This is a genomic window from Pseudolactococcus plantarum (genome assembly GCF_002441715.1).
In the GTDB taxonomy this organism is placed as follows: domain Bacteria; phylum Bacillota; class Bacilli; order Lactobacillales; family Streptococcaceae; genus Pseudolactococcus; species Pseudolactococcus plantarum.
Map to the genome: position 1 here is coordinate 1 of NZ_JXJX01000018.1, position 8,437 is coordinate 8,437.

General features: G+C 35.2%; 9 protein-coding genes and 1 pseudogene. 3 read left to right on the forward strand and 7 right to left on the reverse strand.

Features of this window, described 5'->3' with window-relative positions; genetic code table 11:
• Positions 1-102 precede the first annotated feature (102 nt).
• Positions 103-1,248 carry a cation:proton antiporter gene (locus tag RU87_RS09165; RefSeq protein WP_068164973.1) on the forward strand — a complete coding sequence of 382 codons (1,146 nt, stop codon included), beginning with the start codon at positions 103-105 and terminating at the stop codon, positions 1,246-1,248.
• A 126-nt stretch (positions 1,249-1,374) separates the two neighbouring features.
• Here RU87_RS09165 and RU87_RS09170 read toward each other — a convergent pair whose 3' ends face one another.
• From RU87_RS09170 to RU87_RS09180, 3 genes are all read right to left on the reverse strand, one after another.
• Positions 1,375-2,055: an IS6-like element ISTeha2 family transposase gene (locus RU87_RS09170; RefSeq protein WP_096835852.1), complete on the reverse strand. Its 681-nt coding sequence runs from the start codon at positions 2,053-2,055 to the stop codon at positions 1,375-1,377.
• A gap of 162 nt (positions 2,056-2,217) precedes the next feature.
• The gene (locus RU87_RS09175) at positions 2,218-4,335 is read right to left on the reverse strand and encodes a heavy metal translocating P-type ATPase (RefSeq protein WP_001291323.1); all 2,118 of its coding nucleotides are present in this window, start codon (positions 4,333-4,335) and stop codon (positions 2,218-2,220) included.
• Positions 4,332-4,691, reverse strand: coding sequence for an ArsR/SmtB family transcription factor (locus RU87_RS09180; protein ID WP_046401253.1), 360 nt, complete (start codon positions 4,689-4,691; stop codon positions 4,332-4,334). Before RU87_RS09180 ends, RU87_RS09175 begins: the two co-directional genes overlap by 4 nt.
• Positions 4,692-4,927: 236 nt before the next feature.
• Here RU87_RS09180 and RU87_RS09185 point away from each other — a divergent pair, with 236 nt between their 5' ends.
• Complete coding sequence (locus RU87_RS09185) at positions 4,928-5,482, forward strand: recombinase family protein (RefSeq protein ID WP_068164916.1); 555 nt, start codon at positions 4,928-4,930, stop codon at positions 5,480-5,482.
• A gap of 320 nt (positions 5,483-5,802) precedes the next feature.
• On the opposite strand, the gene RU87_RS09190 is transcribed toward RU87_RS09185, so the two are convergent.
• From RU87_RS09190 to RU87_RS09775, 4 genes are all read right to left on the reverse strand, one after another.
• Positions 5,803-7,164: a DUF6287 domain-containing protein gene (locus RU87_RS09190; protein WP_068164913.1), complete on the reverse strand. Its 1,362-nt coding sequence runs from the start codon at positions 7,162-7,164 to the stop codon at positions 5,803-5,805.
• A gap of 68 nt (positions 7,165-7,232) precedes the next feature.
• A complete protein-coding gene (locus RU87_RS09675; RefSeq protein WP_167373834.1) occupies positions 7,233-7,394 on the reverse strand; it encodes a hypothetical protein in 162 nt (53 codons plus the stop codon).
• 36 nt (positions 7,395-7,430) lie between these two features.
• Positions 7,431-7,787, reverse strand: coding sequence for a hypothetical protein (locus RU87_RS09195; RefSeq protein WP_068164910.1), 357 nt, complete (start codon positions 7,785-7,787; stop codon positions 7,431-7,433).
• Positions 7,788-7,944: 157 nt separating this feature from the next.
• A complete protein-coding gene (locus RU87_RS09775; protein ID WP_156470829.1) occupies positions 7,945-8,148 on the reverse strand; it encodes a hypothetical protein in 204 nt (67 codons plus the stop codon).
• Between the two features lie 90 nt (positions 8,149-8,238).
• On the opposite strand from RU87_RS09775, the pseudogene RU87_RS09205 reads away from it, so the two are divergent.
• Positions 8,239-8,437: pseudogene (locus tag RU87_RS09205) on the forward strand (IS6 family transposase); the annotation flags it as partial.

Consider the following 8,437-nt stretch of genomic DNA (forward strand, 5'->3'; position numbering starts at 1 on the left):
AATTAATCAATATAAAATATTATTCTAGATTACTTTTAAAAATTTATTATCTTAGCTGTTATAATTAGTATTAATAAATAAAGAAATAGAAGGCACTCAAAAATGGAAGATATTTTTCAAATTACAATTATACTTTTCTTCTCTATGTTAGCTACCCTGCTTTCAAAAAGATTAAAAATTCCGGAAGTTGTTGGTCAGATGTTGATAGGAATAATTCTTGCACCATCAGTATTGGGATTAATTAATGGTGGACACACTATAGAAATAATGTCAGAAATTGGGGTTATCCTCTTAATGTTTCTAGCAGGTATTGAAAGTGATTTAGAAGTTCTTAGAAAAAATCTAAAACCCTCAATTCTGGTTGCATTATCAGGTGTTATTATTCCAATCATTGTTTTCGGTTCAGTTGCTTTATATTCGGGAAGAACTCTCTCTACAAGTTTTTTTTATGGTATCGTATTTGCAGCAACATCTGTATCTATCACAGTAAAAGTACTACAGGAATATGGGTATCTTTCAACAAAAGCCGGGAATATCATACTAGGAGCTGCAGTTGTTGATGATATTTTAGCTATATTGATCCTTTCTGTGTTTAAAAGCTTTAAGAATGGTGGAGGAAATTTAATAGTTCAGTTTTCAATGGAAATATTATTTTTTATATTTTTGATTTTCGTACATAAATTTATTCCTAAAGTTTGGAAATTTATAAATAAACTTCCAATTTATGCAAAAAATACATCAGCAGCACTAATTATATGTTTGGGTCTAAGTTTACTTGCTGATAAAGTTGGTATGTCAGCTGTAATTGGAAGCTTTTTTGCAGGGATTGCAATCAGTCAAACAGAGGTTTCCGAATTAATTGAAAAATATGTTTCTGCGATAGGTTATGTAGTTTTCATTCCAATTTTCTTCGTTTCAATAGCAATTTCTATAAATTTTGATGTTTTAGTTGAACATCCATTTATCGTTATTTTATTTACACTACTAGCTATTTTGACAAAATTCGTTCCCGCATATTATTCTGGGAAGGCATGTAATTTAGAAAAAAATGAGTCACTTCTTATTGGAACAGGAATGGTATCAAGAGGGGAAATGTCACTCATAGTTGCACAAATTGGATTAAGCGGTGCAATCATTAATGAAGACATCTACTCAGAATTAGTTATTGTTATTATTTTGACGACGCTAATAGCTCCATTTCTAATTAAAATGGTAATTAAAAAAGATAATACAAAAAAATATATATAATTAGAAACTGAGGAACATGGTGTTTTTTAAGACATTAACTTACTCTCAAAAAATCGTTTTGGGATTTATTTGGTTCTGTTGCAAAGTTTCAATACTGAGTACAAAAGTCCCATTCTGATACTTTGACTATGCTGGCATACCCATCAAAACTTTAATTTCAGTAGATACCGAAAAGCCGAAGAGCGTTCCATTTCTTCGGTTCTTTTTGTATATGCCTCTCAATGCTTCTATGCCCTTAATCGTAGTTGATGCAGTACGAAGACTTTGATAAAGTTTATTTCGACGTTTAACAGGTCTATGATCTTGCTCAATTAAGTTATTGAGATACTTGACTGTCCGGTGCTCAGTTTCGCTGTATAGCCCCTGCTTTTGTAACTTCCTAAAAGCACTAGCAATTGATGGTGCTTTATCTGTCACGATAACTTTCGGTTCCCCAAACTGCTTGTATAGTCGTTTAAAGAAAGCATAAGCAGACTGAGTATTTCTCTTTCGTCTTAGCCAAATATCCAGTGTCATGCCTTCTGAGTCGATTGCACGATAGAGATAATGCCACTTCCCTTTAATTTTAATATAAGTTTCGTCCATTTTCCACGAATAAAAGGACTGTCTATTTTTCTTTTTCCAGATTTGATAGATCAGCTTACCATATTCTTGAACCCAACGGTAAATTGTTGTGTGAGAAACGTTAATGCCACGATCATATAACATCTCTTGAACATCACGATAACTCAAATTATAGCGAAGATAATACCCAACAGAGATAATAATCACGTCTTTTTGGAATTGTTTGCCCTTAAAATGATTCACCTGTTGTCCTCGCATTCTTTTTTATTACATTTTACAATAAATCAGGTGTTATGGGGAACTTTGCAACAGAACCGTTTGCTTCATAACTAGCGTTCAAAAAAACTAAAAATGTATCATAAAAAGAAGGCACGCTTATAAACATGCCTTCTTTTATTTGTTGTGTTATTTAACTTTCATCAATCGTAATCCGTTTAATGTTACTAAAAGCGTTGCTCCCATATCTGCTACAATAGCAATCCATAGTGTTAGCCAACCTGGTATGACTAGTAGTAGAGCTAATAGTTTTATACCTAATGAGAAGGTAATATTTTGCTTAATTACTTTTAGAGTTTGACGGCTAAGTCTAACAATGAATGGTAATTTTTGTAAATCGTCGCCCATTAGAGCAACATCAGCAGTTTCGAGAGCCGTATCTGTTCCTGCACCGCCCATTGCAATACCAACCGTCGATGCAGCTAATGCTGGTGCATCATTAATGCCGTCGCCCACCATTGCTACTTTATTATAAGTTGTCCGCAACGCTTTAATCGAATCTAATTTTTCTTGAGGCATTAGATCTCCTTTTATTTCAGTCACACCTAATTGCTTACCAATAGATTCAGCGGTTTTAGTATTATCACCAGTAAGCATAATAGTGTGTTCAATTGACAACTTGTGGAGTTCAGAAATAACGGCAGCACTTGAATCTCTTACTTCATCCGCGACAGCAATTACTCCTAAAATTTGTTCGTCAGTACCGAAATACATGGCGGTTTTCCCTTGTTCTTGAAATTGTCTGTATTGTACTTTGACCGCTGTTTCTTCGATTACTGATGCAGAAAACAGTTTAGGGCTTCCAATATAGTAACGTATGTTTTGATGTATACCTGTAAGTCCTTTACCTGTGATAGATTGGAAATCCTCGATTTGTATTGACTTGTAATCCACATTAGTTTTATCCGCTTCGTTTAAAATAGCAGAAGCTAATGGGTGTTGAGAAAGAGATTCCAACGATGAAATAATCGATAGATAATTTATATCAGTTTCAGAACTGGTTGCAATGAAATCCGTTACGACAGGCTTTCCTTTTGTTAAGGTTCCAGTCTTATCGAAAGCAATTGCTCTCAAATGACCAATTTCTTCCAGATAGACTCCGCCTTTTACTAAAACACCATTTTTTGCTGCATTACCAATAGCCGAAACAATTGAAACAGGTGTTGAGATCACTAATGAACAAGGACATCCGACAACTAAAATGGATAACCCTTGGTAAAGCCATTTATTCCAGTCACCACCAAAGAATAGCGGAGGAACAACCACTATCAAAAGGGCCATAATAATTATGAATGGCGTATAGTATTTTGCAAATTTATCTACAAAGGCTTGTGCAGGAGCTCGTTCTCCTTGCGCTTCTTCAACTAAGTGAATGATTTTGGCAATCGTTGTATCCGTTACTTTTTTTGTTACTTTGACTTCAAGAACACCTTCTTCATTTAGTGTTCCTGCAAACACCTCATCATCTAACTGTTTTTCAACAGGAACCGATTCTCCTGTTATTGCTGCTTGATTTACTGAAGAATGACCGTTGATAACAAGCCCATCCATGGCTATTTTTTGTCCGGGTTTAATGATCATAATATCGTCGATATCGATTTTATCGACACTGACTAATTGCTCTACATTGTTTCTCCTGATAAGAGCTTCTTTGGGAGCTATATCCATAAGAGAACGAATCGACTGTCTTGCTTTATCCATTGAAAATCGTTCCAAAGCTTCGCTAATAGCAAATAGTATTACTACAATAGAACCTTCGGCCCATTCTCCAATAAATGCGGCCCCAATAATTGCAATAGTCATTAAAGATTCCATGGAGAAGTCCAATTTGATCAAATCAGAGAACCCTTCTTTAAATAAATCAAATCCACCAATTATTATTGCCAATATATAAAGAGCTTTCGTTAATAAATGATCTTCGCCCAATGATAGTTGGGAAATCACAGCAACAAGTATAAAACCAAGAGAGATGATTAAAGCGATATTCCGTTTAATAAAAGACTCTTTTGATCTAACTTGTTCATCATTTTCTTGATCATCACGAATGATAAGATTTTCGAAGGCTCCCGCTTCTTCGAGTTCTTCAATTGTTGTTTGGCCTTCTACTGAAATCTTACTTGCACCAAAGTTTACTGTTGCACTCGTAACTCCTGGCAACTGCTTTACATTTTTTTCAAATTTACCTGCACAATTTGTACAGCTTAATCCTTCTATTCGATAGGTTTTTTCGGTCATTTTCTCACTCATGCTAGCACCTCTTCTTTAAAATTTAAGCCAAGCTCCATAAGATTTAAGATTTTGATATTTTTAATAAAATAGTAGACTAACTTACCATCCTTGTGACTATCAACTACTCCCAATTTTTTTAAGGAGTTCAGATGGTGTGAAGTTGTTGCGACCGAAGCATCAATGATATTAGCAATATCACAAACACATAGCTCATCTTCATGAACTAAAGCATGTACAATTTTAAGTCGATTTTCATCTGACAATATTTTAAAGAAACCACTTACTGACGGAGTATCAAAGTTTGCTAGTTTAGATTTAGCACGATTAACTTTGTCTTCATGAATACAAGTTATTTCACAAATTTCATTATTCATACGATCATTCCTTTACATTCAAATGTTTGTTTGAATGTATTATATCAGAACATCCATCTATATTCAAGTGAATGTTTGAATGTTCAGAAAATGGTCATTTTCTGAACACTCTTCTTTTCCTATTAAATTTCTCAAAATCATTTACATTTAATGTTCATTAACCCGTAATTTATTCTATGTTCATTTATATAAGTGCTTTCAAGTTATGGTACAATAGTATCAATGGAGGAATAAAAATGAATATTGGATATGCCCGAGTTTCAACTGGACTTCAAAATTTAGATTTACAAAAAGATAGCCTTGAAAAATATAATTGTGAAAAAATATTTACTGACCATATGTCAGGAAGTAAAAGAGAAAGACCTGGATTAAAATCCGCCATCGAATTTTCTCGTCCTGGGGATACGATTGTTGTTTGGCGATTGGATCGACTAGGTAGAAATATGGAAGATCTCATTAATATTGTTAATTCTCTTAATAATAAAGGGGTAAGTTTTCATAGTCTACAAGAAAATATTACAATGGATAAATCAAGTTCGACTGGACAATTGATGTTTCATTTGTTTGCGGCTTTTGCGGAATTTGAGCGAAATCTTATTTTGGAGCGTTCTGCCGCTGGTAGAGAAGCCGCACGTGCAAGAGGACGACTTGGAGGAAGACCTGAGAAATTTTCGGAGCAAGACGTAAAGCTTCTTAAAACATTGGTAGAAAGTGGAACACCAATTAAATCGATTGCGGATTCTTGGGGAGTTTCTAGAACAACAATTTATAGATATATTAATAAGTTTTAGAATAAACTAAAAAATAGCTCACAACGATTAAGTTATGAGCTGGCTTTTTATCTATTTGAATTTGTCTACTTTATCATGAGTATAGCTCTAAAATTTAGCGCACTATGGGATATGATTTTCCTTCTCGAAGTTCGAAATCTAATAGATGACGACGAGAGTATAAAAAGCGTGAAGATATAAAAATTCGAGTAGAAGCTATGATGATCGCGGAAGATTATCAAGATAATGAGCGATAATAGAAATTTATAATCCCATGAGGTAAGTTTATAGCTACTAAAAAAATCACGATTCCATAAAGTCATGATTTTTGATTTGCTGTTTTAATTCACTTTGTAATAGGTTGCCTCGGCAACTTGTTCGCCTGTTCCGCCAGCTTGAAAATTTTCGGTTTCAATGATTCGGTTTTTTGATTGGTCTGTTTTGTCAGTTTTATCCAGCATGAACCCAGCGATTGAAATACCCTTGGGAACGATAAGAAGGTTTGGCGGGGAAGCTTTCCCTTGGCCGAGAAGGTTTAGTGTTCCTGTTATCGAGAGATAATCTTTACCCACATGCTGAATAGGTGTGATAACATTCCCGTTCTCTGTGATGGTTGACCCTGAGACAGTAATCGTATTACCGTTGGAATTCTTCCAAGTTCCTTGAATACTGCTGTAATCACCGTTAGCGATTTGATTGACGTTCATATCAGAATTTGCTTGGTTTTTGTTCTCTGTGGTTGAATTAGAGTCGACTTTTCCGCTTACTTTATTTAAACGGGTTTGTAGTGCGGCCTTTTTAGATAACACCGTAGGCAGTTTAATTTTATCAAGCATTGTTTGAGCGTTCTTAACTGCGTTGTCAATTGCGGTTTGGTCAGCCTCAGAGATTGTCAATGAGTCGGGACTTGGCAGCGTAGAACCTTGTTTATAAAACAAATGCTCCTTATTCTCATGAGCGAGGGTAATATTAAGCCTTTCTTTCGTGATGTCTCCATGAGCGGGGGTCTGAAATTTCCCCGGACTTGGCTCTGTTAGGTATCCACCTATATTTTTTGGTATGAATTGAATAGACCCAGCTCCGTTGCCGTCAGCCCAAGTGATGATACCGCTACCATCATCGTAGCGTCTGTCTGAATAAGTGCTTTTGTAGGCGTTTGATAAATTAAGAGCAGTGCCGTTCATCGTAATTGAAGACTGGCTAACAAGTAATGTCTCGCCGATTGCGTCTGTCCAAGTTCCTTGTATGCTACTGTAATCTCCTTTGGCAATCGCACCCAAGTCCATTTTCTGAGCGTCAATTTTCGCTTGGGCGTCTTTCTTAACTTGCACAAGGTTTGCTTCGGCGGTTGACGTGGCTTTCTCTGCGGTTGAAATCAAATTGTCAGCGGAAGACAAATCTGTAAGTGCTGTTGTAAGTAGGGTTAGTTTGTCAGTCGGTGCTTTTTTATCCGAGCTGTTTAGCTTTTTAATTGCGCTTTGAGCTGAGGCAATATCAGAGTCTTTCTTGGTTTGGTAAGCTTTATTAACAGCAGTATTAGCTTGTTTTAGATATTTTACTTCGTTCGCTTTTGCTTGCACCTTAGCCTGTGCGACTGCTTTCTGATGTGCGACTTGTTCGTTATGAATCACGACGGCGGAAACACCGCTAACTACAAGCAGAGCCAGAATAGACAAGGTGATGATTAAAGGATTCTTTTTCAAGTTGTAAGTGCTCCTATATCTGTTGTTTTCTTATTGTGATTAAAGATTACACGTTTGTTTTTAATTCACTAGTTTCGAATAGATGCTGATTTAAGTGGTTTACCATCAAAATTATAAAGTGTGACACTTGAAGGTCTTCCAATATCATCTGACTGAACGATTGCAAATTCACTTCCTAATGGGATAACATTTCCTGCCGAAGTGATGGACTTGTTAGTGTTTTTTGACAAATCAGAAAGAAGAAAATTATTTTAAGAAAATATAGCTCATTTTGTGTCTAAATATTTGACATTAGTCCAGTCGCACGCGTTTTGCTCCGCAATCAGTTCATTCTGACTATGCTGTTTACGTACGCCATTTTTACCTGTTTTCCAATCCTTGCAGTGAGTCCGTGCCTCTTTGGATAATTTCATAGACTCATTTTTATAAGTTTCACGATATTTTCGTGAAAGTGAAAACTCTATTACGGATTCCAAGAGTTGATTGCAGGCATTGTGATAATCGAATTTATTTGAACTAAGCAAAAAAGAGAAAATTTCTAATTTATTTCCAGGAAAAATGTCTACCTTTCCCAGATGATTTGTAACATCCAGAATGGCAGTTGAATGCTCTTCAATTTCCATAAACTACCTCTCATTTTATATTTTAATTATTTCTATTATACCACTCCATTAGCCTTACAACTACAAAAAATAGAACTTTCTACCAAGAAATTATCTTCACTAATTAAAAAGGTTTGAGCAATTGCCCTACCATTTGCAACATCACTTAAAACAAATGCTATTTCATTCTTAGACAGAGGTGCAATAATTTCATCAGAATACTTCTTAACCAGAGACCATTTGTAGAAACGAATTTTGAATTTACAACAATATAATTCCCATCTTCTGAAATATCTTTCTCATGAGATTTCCCGTTTCTATAATCGGAAATTTCAACTAACTTACGCTCTTCCCAATCGTCAGCAAACCCCGCAAATCGCAATTCAGGAACTTTCTTTTGGTTCTGTTGCAAAGTTTTCCAAAAAATCTATTTTAGTGTAAAATTGAGAAAAAAGACAGAGAGGACAGAGTAATGAATCATTTTAAAGGCAAACAATTCAAAAAAGACGTCATTATTGTCGCTGTTGGGTATTATCTTCGCTATAATTTGAGTTATCGTGATGTTCAAGAGATGTTATATGATCGTGGCATTAACGTTTCTCACACAACAATTTACCGTTGGGTGCAAGAATATGGCAAACTACTCTATCAAATTTGGAAAAAGAAAAATA